At 40.9% G+C, this 15,781-nt stretch carries 18 protein-coding genes; 10 read left to right on the top strand and 8 right to left on the bottom strand.

Annotated elements, in window-relative coordinates; genetic code table 11:
• Nucleotides 1-31 precede the first annotated feature (31 nt).
• A complete protein-coding gene (locus H6G77_RS04410) occupies nucleotides 32-1,231 on the bottom strand; it encodes an RNA-guided endonuclease TnpB family protein (RefSeq protein ID WP_190594674.1) in 1,200 nt (399 codons plus the stop codon).
• 154 nt (nucleotides 1,232-1,385) lie between these two features.
• On the opposite strand from H6G77_RS04410, the gene H6G77_RS04405 reads away from it, so the two are divergent.
• Nucleotides 1,386-2,135, top strand: coding sequence for an SDR family oxidoreductase (locus tag H6G77_RS04405; protein WP_190594675.1), 750 nt, complete (start codon nucleotides 1,386-1,388; stop codon nucleotides 2,133-2,135).
• Between the two features lie 214 nt (nucleotides 2,136-2,349).
• Here the strand turns inward: H6G77_RS04405 and H6G77_RS04400 are convergent, their stop codons facing one another.
• Complete coding sequence (locus H6G77_RS04400; protein ID WP_190674327.1) at nucleotides 2,350-3,018, bottom strand: N-acetylmuramidase family protein; 669 nt, start codon at nucleotides 3,016-3,018, stop codon at nucleotides 2,350-2,352.
• Between the two features lie 360 nt (nucleotides 3,019-3,378).
• Between H6G77_RS04400 and H6G77_RS04395 the strand changes: the two genes are divergently transcribed.
• Nucleotides 3,379-3,996: a Uma2 family endonuclease gene (locus tag H6G77_RS04395; RefSeq protein WP_190870928.1), complete on the top strand. Its 618-nt coding sequence runs from the start codon at nucleotides 3,379-3,381 to the stop codon at nucleotides 3,994-3,996.
• A gap of 147 nt (nucleotides 3,997-4,143) precedes the next feature.
• Here H6G77_RS04395 and H6G77_RS04390 read toward each other — a convergent pair whose 3' ends face one another.
• Complete coding sequence (locus H6G77_RS04390) at nucleotides 4,144-5,439, bottom strand: APC family permease (protein WP_190870927.1); 1,296 nt, start codon at nucleotides 5,437-5,439, stop codon at nucleotides 4,144-4,146.
• Between the two features lie 454 nt (nucleotides 5,440-5,893).
• Here H6G77_RS04390 and H6G77_RS04385 point away from each other — a divergent pair, with 454 nt between their 5' ends.
• Nucleotides 5,894-7,618: an iron uptake porin gene (locus H6G77_RS04385; RefSeq protein WP_190870926.1), complete on the top strand. Its 1,725-nt coding sequence runs from the start codon at nucleotides 5,894-5,896 to the stop codon at nucleotides 7,616-7,618.
• A gap of 128 nt (nucleotides 7,619-7,746) precedes the next feature.
• On the opposite strand, the gene H6G77_RS04380 is transcribed toward H6G77_RS04385, so the two are convergent.
• Nucleotides 7,747-8,340, bottom strand: a complete 594-nt coding sequence (locus H6G77_RS04380) for a Uma2 family endonuclease (RefSeq protein WP_190674340.1) — start codon at nucleotides 8,338-8,340, stop codon at nucleotides 7,747-7,749.
• A gap of 50 nt (nucleotides 8,341-8,390) precedes the next feature.
• Nucleotides 8,391-8,984 (bottom strand): Uma2 family endonuclease, encoded by a 594-nt coding sequence (locus tag H6G77_RS04375; protein WP_190674446.1) that lies wholly within the window; start codon nucleotides 8,982-8,984, stop codon nucleotides 8,391-8,393.
• Between the two features lie 90 nt (nucleotides 8,985-9,074).
• Between H6G77_RS04375 and H6G77_RS04370 the strand changes: the two genes are divergently transcribed.
• The 3 genes from H6G77_RS04370 to H6G77_RS04360 all read left to right on the top strand — a co-directional run bounded on the left by H6G77_RS04370 (nucleotide 9,075) and on the right by H6G77_RS04360 (nucleotide 10,435).
• Nucleotides 9,075-9,440: a hypothetical protein gene (locus tag H6G77_RS04370; RefSeq protein ID WP_190870925.1), complete on the top strand. Its 366-nt coding sequence runs from the start codon at nucleotides 9,075-9,077 to the stop codon at nucleotides 9,438-9,440.
• 95 nt (nucleotides 9,441-9,535) lie between these two features.
• Nucleotides 9,536-9,886 (top strand): YtxH domain-containing protein, encoded by a 351-nt coding sequence (locus tag H6G77_RS04365; RefSeq protein WP_190594683.1) that lies wholly within the window; start codon nucleotides 9,536-9,538, stop codon nucleotides 9,884-9,886.
• Between the two features lie 12 nt (nucleotides 9,887-9,898).
• Complete coding sequence (locus tag H6G77_RS04360; protein WP_190674345.1) at nucleotides 9,899-10,435, top strand: hypothetical protein; 537 nt, start codon at nucleotides 9,899-9,901, stop codon at nucleotides 10,433-10,435.
• A gap of 98 nt (nucleotides 10,436-10,533) precedes the next feature.
• Here the strand turns inward: H6G77_RS04360 and H6G77_RS04355 are convergent, their stop codons facing one another.
• Both H6G77_RS04355 and H6G77_RS04350 read right to left on the bottom strand, forming a co-directional pair.
• Nucleotides 10,534-10,881, bottom strand: a complete 348-nt coding sequence (locus H6G77_RS04355; RefSeq protein ID WP_190594685.1) for a hypothetical protein — start codon at nucleotides 10,879-10,881, stop codon at nucleotides 10,534-10,536.
• A gap of 175 nt (nucleotides 10,882-11,056) precedes the next feature.
• Nucleotides 11,057-11,617 carry a DUF3611 family protein gene (locus tag H6G77_RS04350; RefSeq protein WP_190594686.1) on the bottom strand — a complete coding sequence of 187 codons (561 nt, stop codon included), beginning with the start codon at nucleotides 11,615-11,617 and terminating at the stop codon, nucleotides 11,057-11,059.
• 617 nt (nucleotides 11,618-12,234) lie between these two features.
• Here H6G77_RS04350 and H6G77_RS04345 point away from each other — a divergent pair.
• Together H6G77_RS04345 and H6G77_RS04340 are read left to right on the top strand one after the other, a co-directional pair.
• Nucleotides 12,235-12,582, top strand: coding sequence for a PadR family transcriptional regulator (locus H6G77_RS04345; RefSeq protein ID WP_062298395.1), 348 nt, complete (start codon nucleotides 12,235-12,237; stop codon nucleotides 12,580-12,582).
• 52 nt (nucleotides 12,583-12,634) lie between these two features.
• The gene (locus tag H6G77_RS04340) at nucleotides 12,635-13,168 is read left to right on the top strand and encodes a cofactor assembly of complex C subunit B (RefSeq protein WP_190594687.1); all 534 of its coding nucleotides are present in this window, start codon (nucleotides 12,635-12,637) and stop codon (nucleotides 13,166-13,168) included.
• A 401-nt stretch (nucleotides 13,169-13,569) separates the two neighbouring features.
• Here the strand turns inward: H6G77_RS04340 and H6G77_RS04335 are convergent, their stop codons facing one another.
• Nucleotides 13,570-13,887, bottom strand: coding sequence for a DUF3155 domain-containing protein (locus tag H6G77_RS04335; protein ID WP_062294629.1), 318 nt, complete (start codon nucleotides 13,885-13,887; stop codon nucleotides 13,570-13,572).
• A gap of 283 nt (nucleotides 13,888-14,170) precedes the next feature.
• Between H6G77_RS04335 and H6G77_RS36185 the strand changes: the two genes are divergently transcribed.
• On the top strand, nucleotides 14,171-14,302 hold the full coding sequence (locus H6G77_RS36185) for a hypothetical protein (RefSeq protein ID WP_277880549.1): 132 nt from the start codon (nucleotides 14,171-14,173) through the stop codon (nucleotides 14,300-14,302).
• Nucleotides 14,303-14,372: 70 nt separating this feature from the next.
• Nucleotides 14,373-15,716 (top strand): ATP-binding protein, encoded by a 1,344-nt coding sequence (locus tag H6G77_RS04330; RefSeq protein WP_190594688.1) that lies wholly within the window; start codon nucleotides 14,373-14,375, stop codon nucleotides 15,714-15,716.
• Nucleotides 15,717-15,781: the final 65 nt, after the last annotated feature.

The following is a 15,781-nucleotide window of genomic DNA, read 5'->3' as shown; positions in this document are numbered from 1 at the left end:
GGTTTTATATTTTTGTGGTGAACTACCTACACTACCGCAAGCGGTTAGTGTAAGCTTCCTGCCCAACAGAAAGCGTGACAGTGGATTTCTTGCGTCCTCCCTTGACACGACTTACATCTGGGCGACAGGCTTTATCCCCCGTTCCAGAGGTCAAAATTCGTAGTCCCTCATCTCTGAGGTTAATGCTTGCGTTGATATCCCTGTCATGCTTCTCATAGCAGTTTTCGCAAGTCCAGAATCTTACATCTAGCGGTAAACTACCGACTTGGTTTAAGCACACATGGCAGGTTTTTGAACTAGGAAAAAATCTATCAACTTCCTGATATATTTTCCCCGACATCTCCGCTTTATATTTAAGCATTGTGCAGAACATACCCCATCCAACTTGATGTATAGATTTGGCTAGTTTATGGTTTTGCATTATGCCTTTAACATTGAGATTTTCCAGCACTATAACTTGATTTTCGTTAACTATCCTACGCGATAGCTTGTGCAGAAAATCCTCACGGCAGTTAGTGATTTTTCTGTGAACTCTAGCAACTTTTTTTCTAGCTTTGATGCGGTTATTAGAACCCTTCTGTTTTCTAGATAATTGCTGCTGTTTAAGTTTTAAATTCTGTTCATGCTTGCTCAGTATTTTAGGATTATCAAACTTAGACCCATCGCTAGTAACTGCAAAGTGAGTCAGTCCCAGATCAATACCTATCGCTTTACCTTCTGTATTTGATAATGGTTTATCTTTACCATCGTCAGAAATAATTGCCGCAAAGTATTGATTAGAGCAGTTTTTAGATATGGTTACAGTCTTAACTTTACCCTCAATAGGTCTATGAATTATTGCTGATATATCTCCTATTTTTGGGAGGGTCACGCAATTATCAGAAACCTTGACGTTTTGAGGATATTGAATTGACTGTTTACCATGCTTTGATTTGAATCTTGGATATTTAGCTCGTTTTTCAAAAAAATTATTAAATGCTACCCCTAGGTTTAAACAGACTTGCTGCAAGCATTGTGAATAGGTCGATGTTAGCCATTCGTACTCTTTCTTTAACTGGGGAATTATCTTTTTAACTTCGTATCCAGATAACCCCTTACCTGTCTCTTTATATGTTTGGTTCATCAAATTCAAGCAATAATTCCAAAGCCAGCGACAACAGCCAAAAGCTTGCGCTAGTGACTGCTGCTGCTGGACATCTGGATATAACCTGACTTTAACGACTCTTAACATATCATTAGAGTAAACAAAATTTGCTATAAAAAGTTTAGCATAAGAATTGCTAGTAATCTCTGCAAAAACTAGCCAATCTTCTAGGTTTAGTCATGGAAATCTTATGGTAGATTCGCTCTGACTGCTTTAAGCATCTATCCCAAAGGAGGAGCCAATGACGAGTAGCGCATCAAATGGCAAGATTGCACTAATTACTGGCGCAAACAAAGGCCTAGGATTTGAAATGAGCCGCCAACTCGCCCAGCAAGGATTAACAGTTCTGATAGCAGGACGCAATCTCCAAGCCGCGCAAGCAGCAGCAACGACACTGAAAGATGAAGGATTCAAAGCTGAAGCGATCGCCCTCGATATTAATAGTAGTACTCAAATTCACACAGCCGTTCAAGAAATCGCCGACAGATTTGGCCAGCTTGACGTTCTGATTAACAATGCAGGAGTGATGCTGGATGGAGATTGGGGCATTAGTAACGCCAGTTCTGTTTCTCTAGATATCATTCGCAAGACTTTTGAGACTAACTTTTTTGCCTTAGTAGAAGTGACTCAAGCATTACTGCCATTGATTTTGAAGAGTAAAAGCGGACGGATTGTCAATATGGCCAGCATTGAAGGTTCACTCACCCTCCACGCTGATCCAAACTCGTTTATCTATGATGCTAAACCCTTTGCCTACAATGCTTCCAAAGCAGCCGTTAATTCCTTTACCGTTCACTTAGCCCATGAACTACGCAATACACCAGTCAAAGTCAACAGCGCCCATCCCGGCTGGGTAAAAACAGAATTGGGTGGAGAAGGCGCAATGATGGACATTGGCGAAGGTGCAAAAACAGGCGTGCAGTTAGCTACCCTACCTGATGATGGGCCAAGTGGCGGCTTTTTCCATCTGGGTGAGCCTGTACCTTGGTAGTGATGAAGGGTTCGTAGTTGCGATTTATCACTTAAATAAAGGGCTAAAGCCCAACTACAAACTTTAAAAATATAATTAGCCTGCCTTCGCAGGCTTCGTTTGTATAGCCCCAGACTTCAGTCTGTTCGCGTAGCGTGCGCCTTAGCGCAGGGGCTATATGTTGAAAGTGAATGCACACATCTTTGTGCTTCATTCCTGTAAGAATAGAAAAATTCTATAGGGCTTTTTTGTAAGCTGCTTCCAACTTGGTATGATAGTTATTCTTTTTATAGCCAGGGCCATTATAGCCCCTAGCAAAACCATCCCAATCTTTTCGCTTTAGCTCGTCTAACAAATTATTATTCACAATAAAATTCATCATGTGTCTGGCTTGCCAGTACTCTCCAGCAAAGTTTTCTTCAATAAATTGCTGAATCGAAGCACAACCCGCAACAGGATAATTAAACCCCATCACTTGCCCCAATCCAAAAGATGCGCTTTTTAAAGCCTGAATTTCATCAAATGTCATGGCATCTAATAATCTGTCCCACTCGCTGGAACCACCTTTATATTTACTTTTATCCCAACTAGGGTAAGACAAATCAGGACGACTTTTAGAGACAGGTTTAGGAGTTAATTTATAAAACCAATGCCCTTCAAACAAAATTTTTGGGCGTGCTGGCGATTGTTCTTTCAATAAAAATCCAGAACCATTAGATTCAACTTCCATCACTGCTTTTACTAAGGCGACTTCTAGTCCAAATTCATTACTTAAATCTTTATAATCTGATTCAGATAATGCTGTTTGAACATATCCTGAAGGAATAGTACAAATAGATTTTCTACCATCTGGATAAGTAATTAAGGGAAAGGCATATTTGATTCCTGTGTTTACTGGTTTCATAATTTTTCAATCCATTTGATTAAATCAACAACTTACAGCAGTTTTCATTGTTAAGAGGTACACAAAAATAGGCAGAGTGTCTCTATGCCCCTATCGAGGTGTACTTGACTCAACGGAGAAATGCTGGATAAAAAGTATCTTCTATGAATACTTTCATCTTAATTTGCCAGAAATATGCAGAAAATAGGTTAAAAATTCATGAAAACTGTTAATATTCATCAAGAGACAACGAACAGTTGACGTTTTTTAGTACTGATGCAATATTCCAGCAATATCTCAATGTCTCAATTTTTTGGGCGACCAATTCGGGAGCGTTTAGATTAGAGATAATGTTTCCACAGTCGTAATCATTGATTATCTATGACTCAAGCCATCCCCAATTTAGTCACCTTTGCGGAATTTATCGATCGCCTACGTGAAAATTCCGGGGTACGCTACGAATTACATAATGGAAGTATTGTTGAAATGGCACAACCAGTAGGAGACCATGAGGAAGTCAAAGGGTTTTTAGGTATCGAAATTCCTTGTGAAATCAGACGTTTAGGACTTCCCTACATTATCCCCAATCAAGCTATTGTCAGACCACTAGAAAAAGATTCTGGTTATTTTCCCGATGTTTTAGTGCTGAATCGTCCCAATCTGGCAAATGAACCATTATGGAAAAAAGAATCTGTGGTCAGTTTAGGTGCATCAATACCTTTGGTAATTGAGGTTGTGTCAACCAACTGGCGAGATGATTACTACTTAAAATACGCTGATTACGAAGAGATGGGTATCCCCGAATACTGGATTATAGATTACGCAGCATTGGGTGGACGTAATTTTATTGGGAATCCCAAACAACCAACCATCTCTGTTTGTAATTTAGTTGAGGGAGAATATCAGGTTAGTAAGTTCCGAGATGATGACCGAATTATCTCCCACACTTTCCCTGACTTGAATCTCACCCCAAACCAAATTTTTCAAGCAGGTTTGTAGATTTCACATAGCAGTCCTAGTTGATAGGTTCGCAACAAGGACAAGGGAGACAAGGGAGACAAGGGAGACAAGGGAGACAAGGGAGAGAGATGTTTATAAATCATTTAGGATTGCTATATCTTTAACCCCTAACCTGTAACCTGTAACCTATAACCTCTCACCCACCATCCGTCGGATTTTGTGCCAAATTAAGCCAGCTACAATTAACCCTAAGCCGACTTGCCAGATAGCCGAGTCTACCCAAAAGGCGAGGAATAAACAAGATAACAAACCCAACCAGCCTACCCACACAGGATACAGTCTTTCAGATGGCAAAAGTTTGAGAGAAGCTAAATTAGTAATTGCGTAGTAAATTAAAACACTAAAGGCGCTAAACGACCAAGTAGTTTTGACGTTACCCAACAAAACTAAAAGTGCGATCGCAATTCCCACGAAAATTACCGCCCAATATGGGGAATTTTGTTCGCGGTTGAGTCTGGCTAAAAATCTCGGTGCATCGGAACGGCGACCCATTGCCAACAACACACGGGATAAGCCTAAAATCAAGTTCAACAGCACACCTAACATTGCTGTCATTGCACCTATAGCTAACACCAAAGCGACACCAGAACCAGCCACATTTCGGGCGACTACTTCTAAAGGTGCGGCTTTGCTTTGCCCTACGGTATTACTTAAAAAATCTGCCCCTACAGCCCCAATTGCCACAGTAGCGACAACTATATATAACAGCATTGTCAGCAGCAAACAGATAATCATCGCTTTGGGTATTGTAACTCTGGGCGATCGCGCTTCTTCTCCCATTGTGGCAATACGTCCATAACCAGTGTAAGCCACAAACATCAAGGCGCTGGCTTGCAGTACTGCCCCAGGAGAAGTCGTAAAAAAAGGTGTTAAATTTGTCATTCCTACCGTGACTGCACGAGGTAAACAAACCAACACAAATAAACCTAAAGACAGCAATGTCACCGAAACAATTACCGTATTAGCAGTATTAGACCGTCTAATCCCAGTTAATACAATTCCTGTGATCACTACTACCGCCAACATAGCCACAGGTACAAGCCAACTATTACTCCACCCGCAAATATTCAGAAAATAACCAGCAAAACCCAAAGCAGCCGTCGCCGCCGAAGCTGTTTTCGCTACTAAAAACATCCAACCTGCGGTAAAACCAAAAGCCGGAGTCAGATATTTATAACCATATTCATAAGTACCACCACTAACTGCATGATTAGCAGCTAACTGGGCGCTACTCAAACCATTACAAGTAGCTACAATTGCCCCAATTACCACCGCCAGAATTACTGCTGGCCCTGCTATCCCCGCCGCAATTCCAATACTGACAAATACACCCGTTCCGACAATCGAACCCAATCCCATCAGGGTTGCACCAAAAACTCCTAACTCGCGTTTGAGTTGGGTTGGTGAATTGCTAACGGACATCTTTATGTATCTCCTGATTTAGAAAATTAGAGATGTTGGACTTATTGCTGAGGATATAGCAATCCCAAATGATTTACAAACATTTATCTCCTTTATCTACCTTCTCCCCCTTGTCTTGTCTCTTTAAAGTCTCTTATTCATATCTCAAATAGGAGGGCTATACCACTCTACAAAGATGGCAGAGATGCAGAATTTTGCTGCTTTGTCATTTGTAAAAATATATGATGTAAAAAATACATCAAAATCATGCTTTATTAGAATTGGTGTATTTAGCTAAATATCTTTGTCTTAATAGGCTGAAAAGCTTATAGAGAAGTATTTTTAGACTTTTTAATTTTTTATACGAAAAAAGTAAAAATATTTTTTTGTATAGCTCAATACTTTTAAGCTGAGTATTTAGACATACAGTAATTGATACGAAAAACCTGAGTAATATTACTGGACAATTTCAATAATGTCTGATATTATGCGTCGTTCTTTGGGGATAGCATCAATAGTTATAGGGTTGAATGCGATCGCGGCAACAACTGTATCTGCCAATCCGACAATCCAAAGCAATGTAATTTCCGAGACAGATATTGCAGACTCGGAAAACGAGATTCAAGGTCAAGTAACATCAGTCTCGCAACTAACAGATGTGCAACCTACAGATTGGGCATTCCAAGCATTACAATCATTAGTTGAGCGTTATGGTTGTATTGCAGGCTACCCAAATAGCACCTATCGCGGTAATCGCGCCCTGACTCGTTATGAATTTGCCGCAGGTTTGAATGCTTGTTTGAATCGAGTTAATGAATTGATTGCCAGTAGTACAGCAGACTTAGTAACCAAAGAAGACTTAGCAACTTTACAAAAACTGCAAACAGATTTTGCTGATACTCTGGCAGAAGTCAGAGGCAGAGTTGATGCTTTAGAAAATCGTACAGCTATTTTAGAAAGTCAGCAATTTTCCACCACCACCAGGTTTAATGGAGAGGTGATTTTTAGTGTAGGCGGAGTTTATGGTGAGGATAGAGCCATAAACTCTGACCAATTTAGAGCAGGAGCCAGAGGTGGCGAGCGTTTGACAAATAATACAATATTTAGCGATCGCATCCGTCTTAACTTTGTTACTAGCTTTACTGGTAAAGACCAACTATTAACACGTTTAGAAGCGAATAACACCGCCGTTAATAATGCAGTTTCGGGTACAAACATGACCCGTCTCTCTTGGGATGGCAGCACCGATAACGGGTTTATACTTGGTAAATTATTTTATCGCTTCCCCGTAGGTGACAAACTCAACGTGATTGTTGACGCAATTGGGGGGGAATTTTACGACAACTTCAACAACTTCAACCCCTTGTTAGCATCAATTCCTTTAGGTGCAATTTCCCGCGCTGGTCGTTTTTCCCCCATCTATCGCGCCAGTAACACTGGTTCAGGTGCTGGTTTTGGTTCAGGCGTGAGTGTGAACTACAAACTCAGCGATGCGATTACTTTATCTGGCGGTTATCTTGCTAGAAGAGGTGAGAATCCCACTGCAGGAAGAGGTTTATTCGATGGTAGTTATGGCGCATTAGCACAATTGGCATTTCAACCAAACAAAGACCTTTCATTAGGATTAACCTACGCCCACTCCTACTTTAGCGGTGCGAATAATGATGTGGCAGTTTCCGGGTTATATGGTGGTGCTTTTGCCGACCAGCCCTTTGGCGCTGGCGCTGGAAGTACCAGTACAAGTCCCCGTGGAATCGCCACTTCTGCCAATCACTATAGTTTTCAAGCCAGCTATCGTTTAAATCCTAAATTTGTCTTGTCTGGTTGGGTGGGGTATAGTAGTGCGATCGCCGAAACTACATTTTTACCAAACGTCAATCGTGGCGATAAAGCAGATATCTGGAATTGGGCAGTGACTTTCGCTTTCCCAGACTTGGGTAAAAAAGGTAACTTAGGTGGGATTATCTTTGGTCAACCGCCAAAAGTTACAGATAATGACTTTGGTGAAAATGTGCGAACTGCGACTAGCGCCCGTCGGGAAGACTCTGATACCTCCTACCGTTTAGAAGCATTGTATCGCCACCAAGTTAATGACAATATCTCCATTACACCAGGACTACTGGTAATCTTTAACCCCGAACATAACAGCAACAACGATACAATTTACACTGGTATCATTCGGACTACATTCCGATTTTAGTAGTCCGCCACACCAACTATCTCAACTCATAGATCCCCGACTTTTTCAAAAAGTCGGGGATCTGAACACCTGCAACCTGTCAAATTAAATTTCTCCTCTTTATGGGGAATCGAATATGTTCTCACATCTCAAGGATTAAGTATTGTAGTTAAAGATAAGATAAATCCTGGCAATACATCTTCACCAGACAATGTAGGTGGTTGTTCAACAGCAAAATTAATCACTTCCACTGCAATACCAGGGCGATAAATTTCTACTAAAGGTGTGAACGGATCAATCAACCAACCCAAACGCGCACCATTATCTCGATACTCCAGCATCTTATCCCGCAATTTTTTGAGAGAATCAGTTTGAGAACGCAGTTCAATCACAAAATCAGGGCAAATGGGCGGAAAGCGTCTTTTTTGTTCAAGTGTCAGTGCATCCCAGCGTTCTTGCTTCACCCAGGAAGCATCCGGTGAACGATACGCACCATTTGGTAAGCGAAACTCTGTAGAAGAGTCAAACACTTTTCCCAGCTTGGTTTGACGATTCCATAAACTCAGTTCTGTGTTAATGTCTGAATTTCTAATACCGCTTTCGCCGCCAGTTGGTGGCATAATAATTAATTCTCCTTCGGCCGTGAGTTCGATATGCCATTCATCATTGGCTAGACATATTTGATAAAACTGCTCGTCTGTCAAACCTACTGCTGGTGGTATGTTGAGGGTGAGAGGTTCCATCGATATTGTGTCCATCAAAATTAATGAGGAATTACAAGTTCATCAAACGTTCAAGGATTGAGGATTGTAGTTAACAACAAAACAAACCCAGGTAAGACATCTTCACCAGACAATGTAGGTGGTTGTTCAACAGCAAAATTAATCACTTCCACTGCAATACCAGGGCGATAAATTTCTACTAAAGGTGTGAACGGATCAATTAACCAACCCAAACGAGCACCATTATCTCGATACTCCAGCATCTTATCCCGCAATTTTTTGAGAGAATCAGTTTGAGAACGCAGTTCAATCACAAAGTCAGGGCAAATGGGCGGAAAGCGTCTTTTTTGTTCAGGGGTTAGTGCATCCCAGCGTTCTTGCTTCACCCAAGAAACATCCGGCGAACGATACGCACCATTTGGTAAGCGAAACTCTGTAGAAGAGTCAAACACTTTTCCCAGCTTTGCTTGTTCATTCCAAATGTAAAGTTTAGCTGTCAATCCTGAATTTCTAATACCACTTTCGCCGCCAGTTGGTGGCATAATAATTAATTCTCCTTCGGCAGTGAGTTCGATACGCCATTCATCATTGGCTAGACATATTTGATAAAACTGCTCGTCTGTCAAACCTACTGCTGGTGGTATGTTGAGGGTGAGAGGTTCCATCGGTATTTTGCCCATCAGATTAATTTTATTATCTGCGATCGCAACTTCTACCAGACCCAAACATCAATCAAATTCTTACGTATGTAAACAATGGTTACAGTAGTAGTCATCATTAATACTCTCATTTCCCTATTGCTGTTCTACGTAGCTTGGCAAATCTGGCAAATTAAGGGAAGAATCGCATGGATAACTGATAGGTTAACCGCATATCAACAATGTAGCCAGAATCTCCTGTCCCAAGCACCCCAAAATCTGGATATTAGTCAGCAAAATATCCGCAACCTCAAACTGGGAAATCAATCTCTACAATTGCAACTTCAGCAAGTGCGGCAAATTGTGAGTCTGCTATTGTTAGGACAGCGACTAAGTAAACGCTATATTCGTCAATCTCATTCTTTCGGGAGAACAAAGACAGTTCCCAAAACCAGAATAAACAACAGCAACCTTTCTCGTTGATCAATTGTCAAGATAAATTAACTCAATCAAAACATTCTGGTTATACAAGAGGAAACAAGCCACCTAAAATAAGTGTAAGGAGAGAAACAACTCAGATGTCTAATAACCGTTCTGGAGTCTTTATTGGCGGTATGATGCTAGGAGCAACCATCGGTGCTTTAACCGGTTTGCTAATTGCTCCGCGCACAGGACGCGAAACTCGTAAACTTTTGAAAAAGTCTGCTGATGCCATCCCAGAATTAGCGGAAGATTTATCAACAAGTGTACAAATTCAGGCAGATCGTCTGTCTGCTAACGCATTACGTAACTGGGATGAAACTTTGGATAGACTCAAAGAAGCGATCGCAGCTGGCATTGATGCTAGTCAGCGCGAAAGTCAAGTTTTGCATCGGCAAACAACCGAAGAAGACTCAGATTCAATTCCCCAGCCTTTGGAACGCTCATAGATAGCATAAGCCGTGATTGACCCCCTATTTTGGTTGGGACTGTCCCTACTCTTAGTCGCCGCCAGCTTAACTGCTGTTTTAGTGGCGGCCATACCCGCATTGCTAGAAGTAGCCCGCGCCGCCCGCAGTGCCGAAAAGTTGTTTGATACCCTATCGCGGGAGTTACCACCTACTTTAAATTCTATCCGCACCACTGGTATCGAAATCACTGACTTAACTAATGATGTCAGTGAAGGTGTCAAAAGTGCTAGTCAAGTCGTTCAACAAGTTGATCAAAGCATTGATGGTGCAAAAAAACAAGCCCAAAATCTTCAAGTTGGGACTCGTAGCTTTGCAGTTGGGATAAAAACTGCGTGGAAGACCTTTGTGCGTCAGAAATCCTCTAAGCGCACAGTAGAACGTTTACCAATTACCGAAAAACCACAGCTAACATTACGAGAACGAGAAGCCTTACGCCAGGAAAATCGCCGCACCAAAACCGAAGCCTATCGTTCTAATAATGTTTCTAATTGGGATAATAATTCTGAAGATGACAACTATCTTTCTTAAGTTGAGATCAACAGGATTTAGTATGAATTTAAATCCCAAAAACTGATCAATAAAACTGTAACCTATAACCTCTCACCTGTAACCTGTAATCTGCTATATCAATTTTTAGAGTCTGTAGTTATAGTTGTGGAATTGGTTTGAGCCAAAATGGTATCGTTACCAACTTGGCCGTTACTGTCAGTAGCTGTAAATGTTCTAGTATTAATTGTCATCTGCTCTTTATCATCCCTATTCTGCCCAGGGGAAGGTAGCCAGTATGCTAAAACGCTAGTCACCCCACCCCAGTAGAGTGCTGTATTCTGATCATTACTTGGTTTTGACACCAATTGAAAAATACACAGTCCCAACACCACAGCACTAAAAGCAACTTGTACACCAAATCTCCAAGCACTCTGATCAAAATTTTGTCTTGGTTGATTTCTCCTGGGGTCAAATGAATTTGTCATAATATCCTCAAAAGATAAATTTCATCCTCAAGTAAGCTTTAATACTACTTATGAGTAGTAAGTTTTTTTACAACTATATGCTAAGTTACAAGCTTGTGTAAGTTGGTTTCGGAAAAGTTAAACGTAAACTTTTGCTTACTGACAGGAAAATTTTTAATCAGCCAAGAAAATCAGGTTATGGGCGGTTGATGCGGTTGATCAGCCAAAGCGATGCCACTAATCCAGCAAAGTGGGCGGAAACGGTGTTAGTGTTTGCCTGAACTACCAACATATCCAAACCACTAATAATCCGCGTTGGATCAAAAAATTGTGTAGTGATGGCTTGGGGAGAGATTGATCTAGCTACCAAAGTCCCAACGATCGCCTGCGCTCCTAAAAGTGTTACCAAAGTCCCAATCAAATTTATCCACAAGCCTAAGCGTAATACTTGTACAGTTTCGATTTTGCGTGGGCGATTACTGGGATTTGAAGATTCTAGTTGTCTGCCAATTCTGGTGTAGCGAAAAGCAATATAAATACCCGCACCCAACACAATTAACCCACAGACAGCCAGAAATACTCCAAATCCAGTCCCTGGATTATTACTAGGGCTACCGGCTCTTTGGGAGAAAATAGCAAACAATAACACAATGATGCTGGAAACTACCCCTAGCACTAGCTGAATCCAAAAACTAATCCAACCTATGAGACGGAATGTTTGAGCGATCGCTCGCAGGGCATCGGAATTTTGCGACATACTAATTAATATACTTAGCACTTGCTAGATTTGCTTAGGACTTACGCAGTGAGACCAAAAATCAAGGGTTTGGGCGAGTCTGGGGTGTACGGGTATCAGGGTGTATGTATTCAAAACCCTTACACCGTTCGGCTGGCGCTCACGGCGAAGCTCCTTCACCCATTCTTCACAGATCATCTTAGTGCGTAAGTCTTATTACTATCACACTTACCAGATGACCTATGAGTAGCTCAAGTAGAACTTTGTCATGAAAGAAAATTTACAGACAAAATCGCATTTTACTTGTAAAATTTCTTCGATGGCATTTTATGCTTATGCAGTTCTAATCGGCTCGGCATCATTTGACACCAATTACAGTGGCTATGCCTCTGTCTTTCTTGCTCCTCACCACACTGCCTAGAGCTTAAATAGGAGGGTATATCTTACACTCCTTAGAGTTTCGCTTGTATCCCATGACTTTATCTGCGTGGGGCATATTTGTTTTACTTTTTTTACGTTGACGCTTTGACAATCCTGCCTAGTGTCTCTGTATGAATGCTTACTTTTAGTAGTACTACATACGGAACACAAGGATGATAAACCCCACACTAGGGCATTTTTTTAGCCATTCACCAACCATGAAACTTGAGGATATATATCAATTCTTTGAAAATCCTCCGCCAACTTACCTCTGTCAGGAACTAGCAATTTGTTACATACTGTCTGTCTTACTGCAAGGTGAATCCTACGGCACCGAGTTAATTCAACGTTTAGAAACTGAGTATCCAACCTATCGGCTTTCAGATACCGTGCTTTATAGTGCGATCAAATTTCTGGAAGACGAAAGGGCAATTAATGGGTATTGGAAGAAACTCGAAGGACGAGGACGACCGAGGCGGATGTACCAAGTTTCTCCAGAATGGCAAGTTCAAGCGCAGGATTTAACACGTCTTTGGCAAGAGTACATCAACGGGAGGACAAATTAACTAATAATTAATAATGAATAAATCTCCTCCCGTTAAACACTAACAATCAGTTATGGATACTGCTATTCTGCCATCTACGTTTCTGCTCACCTTGTTGTTATTAGTTGGGTTGTTTTTCTTTATTCGTGCTGCTACCAAAGACCGCACAGAAACGGCTCAACTAATATCTGAGCAGGACGAAGCTGTATTAATGCCTCAATTACAGGATTATTTCCGTTCCCGGTCTTACCGAGTGGCAGAGGTAGACCGAGATCAAAATCAAGTCACATTTGAGGGTTTTGTCCAACCCAGCTTATTTTTAGCAATTTTTTTAACCCTACTTGCAACTGTAGGTTTAATTTGTTTATCTTTTGTTTTGTCACTGCTTCTGCCCAACATAAGCAGTTTTTTTCTGGGAATAATTCTGTTAGCACCTTTGAGCGGTCTATTTTATTGGAAAAAAGCAGGAAGAACCGAGAAAGTCTTACTTCATCTGCAAAAAGCTAATCAAGATGAACCCAACTCTCCGGGTAAGATTACTGTAACTGCCCATCGAGATGAACTGATTGAGTTACAGAAGGCACTCAACTTAAAGCTGAGTGATTAAATTTTGTTTTTTAAGCTGTTTCTAGTGATTCACAAAGAAGAAATAAACAATAGGGAGTAGGAAAGAGGATTTGTGGGATGTAAGTTTTCTCTGTAACGAAACGTTTGAGAGAAAAATGTATCTTGTAACGTAGCCTTCCAAAGCAAAGTACAACTCTACTGTTGCTTTTAGATGCTCTTAATCACTCTTTCTCACTCCCTGATGTGTATTAGTTGATGATTCAACTCATACAAACCAAATTGGCTTGAATCAAGTTGTTTGTCCAACTGCCTGGACTACCCTCTACTGGCAAATCAGGCCCAAATTTAAAAAAAATTGAAAATTTTGCATAAACTGAGCAACTTTGCCAGTTAAATGAATATTCAGAACACATTCAACAACGTAAAAGTACCAATTCAAGTTCAACGTGCAGCTACTGCCACAGGTTCTGAACCAGCCGGAGCTTCTAACGTCCGTAGGCTGGGAAACAAGAAATGGTTTTCTTCTACGTATTGAGCTCCAAACAGACCTTTTTCTGCCCAGAAATATCGGTCTGTTGTGTGTTCATTGCGCTTTACGAGTAGCAGAGCTGGTGGCAAGATCCCTTCAGCCTGAATGAATTTCCGTGCTGCTGTCACAGGTTTTTCTTCGCCGCTTTCGATGCTATATTGAGGCACATGCTCTAAAATCCGCCGTCCTTCCTGGCGACGACGACTCTTCCGTTTCCGTCTCCTTGCCAACCTATTTTCCTCCTCTTTCAAGCTATTAGATTGTAGTGATAGCTACAAAATCCGTCGTAATTATAAAAGTTCTAGTTCAAAAAATCAAGAGTTTATAAACTTTTAATACAATAAAAATAATTTTTCTGAAGGCAAATAAATCACACAACTAGTAAAGTACACAATTTCTTTATTTGTACCATTATTTTAGAAGCTTTCGTTAAGCTTGATAAAAAGAGAGTTAGAATCAAGCAGATTCTTGAAGAAAAATTCAGGAGCCAGTATTCAGGAGTCAGAATTAATTATGAGTGAACCAGACCTGCCACTAATTCTAGATGTAGCCTTCCTGAAGGGTAAACCAGCAAATCTTAGATTTATGTGGAGTTTCACTGTCATTCACCTGTCAGTTACACTCAGTGTAGATTCTGTATTCTGACTCCTGAGTTCTGAGTTCTTTGTTGTCGAAAATTCCTTCAAAGCCTGTGATCCTGAGCAAGAAATGAAAAATGTTAATGTCTGCTAGTTCAGATTTTGTGGCTTTATGCCGAGAACAAATAACATTGTTAGCCCAAGGTTTGGGAGCTTCTTTAAGTGTGGTGTATTTAACACAAGAATTGGTAGAAGCGCCAACAACTGAGGCGAAACTTATTCCTGTGGTTGTTTATCCAGAAACCGCAGGATTACCACCTGAAGAAGAAAATACGGAAGTAAAAGCACGCAAACAGTTGCAAATTAGTAATATTTTGCTACTACCGCAACAGCAAAAAAGGTTACTAACCGCAGCTACAGAATCTCCGACTGATACAGAACAACCTAATTTCCAACAAGAGTATTTGCTGAGTGGACACCAGATTGTTATGCCTTTAGTTCATGAAGGTGTGATGATGGGATTACTGGTAACATGCAGAGAAGACCGGGCTTGGAATCAACAAGAGCAAAATACAATTCAAAAGATAGTTCAAACTTTGGCGATCGCTTGTGTTTTAGATCAGCGTCGCGCTTGGTTGCAACAGCAGCTACATCAACAACAAGTTCTGCAAGAACAGCAACGAGATTTATTAGATAACTTGCTGCACCAATTTCGCAATCCCTTGACAGCATTGCGGACTTTTGGCAAATTGCTATTTAAAAGACTGCGCCCAGGCGACCCAAACCGAGAAGTAGGGGCGAGTATTGTCCGAGAAAGCGATCGCCTCAAAGAATTATTGCAACAATTTGAGCAAGTTATTGACTGGTCAGAATTGGATGTAGCACCAAGGGCATTACCAGAAAATGAAGTGTTTGTAGAAGCAACTGTCCAAGCAGAACCTAAACCGATTTTATTATTGCCAGGTACAGGCGAACAAGCCACGGATTGCTCTTTAGCTGATTTATTAGCACCATTATTACTATCAGCCAAAGCGATCGCTCAAGAACGACACCTGAAAATCAAAACTGATATTCCGAAAAGCTTACCTTTGGTGCGTGTTAATCTTAAAGCCTTACAAGAGGTATTGAATAACATTATTGATAATGCTTTGAAATACACACCCAAAGGCGGCAAAATTTTCATCCAAGTAGGTCAAACAAGAGATAGCTTTTTGGGTGTTGCTATTAGTGATACTGGGCCAGGAATCCCCCAAGAAGACATAGCACATTTGGGTGAAAGACATTACCGGGGTGTACAAGCCCAAACAGAAATTCCCGGTACAGGCTTGGGACTAGCGATCGCAAAACAATTAATCGAGCAAATGCAAGGTGAAATTGAAGTTTTCAGCCCCGCAATTACAACCGCGATCGCATCATCCGATGCACCAGGAACTACATTTATTATTTGGTTGCCAATTAGTCAAATGAAGTATGAAATGTGAAGTATGAAGTATGAAATGGGAAATTTTCTCCTTCATAACTTTGACTAAACTCTACACTAGCCCCT

This window comes from Aulosira sp. FACHB-615 (assembly GCF_014698045.1).
Classification (GTDB): domain Bacteria; phylum Cyanobacteriota; class Cyanobacteriia; order Cyanobacteriales; family Nostocaceae; genus Nostoc_B.
The sequence above is the reverse complement of the archived record's forward strand: the minus strand, read 5'-3'. Positions and strand labels throughout refer to the sequence as shown.